This window comes from Paenibacillus sp. J31TS4 (assembly GCF_018403265.1).
Classification (GTDB): Bacteria; Bacillota; Bacilli; order Paenibacillales; family NBRC-103111; genus J31TS4.
The window spans coordinates 1-255 of record NZ_BOSI01000046.1 but is presented as its reverse complement, the minus strand read 5'-3'; the positions used below and the strand labels follow the sequence as shown (position 1 = coordinate 255).

Genomic DNA, 255 nt, shown 5'->3' with positions numbered 1-255 from the left:
TTTTGGGGATTATTATGGGGCCATAGCTCAGCTGGGAGAGCGCCTGCCTTGCAAGCAGGAGGTCAGGAGTTCGATCCTCCTTGGCTCCACCAAAAACGAACTGCCTAGCAAACATTACCACAAAATAATGCTTGCCAAGTAGGTCGGAAACATGGTAAGATAGATCTCGCCGCTAAAAACGGCGTGGTTGCTAAAGTGAATATCTGAGGTTAGATATTTTGCTGAGGCAAACATCTTTGTTCCTTGAAAACTAGA

Annotated in this window: 1 tRNA gene; it reads left to right on the top strand. The window is 45.9% G+C overall.

What is annotated here, in order from left to right:
- Positions 1-16 precede the first annotated feature (16 nt).
- Positions 17-92 (top strand) — tRNA-Ala (locus KJS47_RS23930).
- The last annotated feature ends 163 nt before the right edge of the window (positions 93-255 follow it).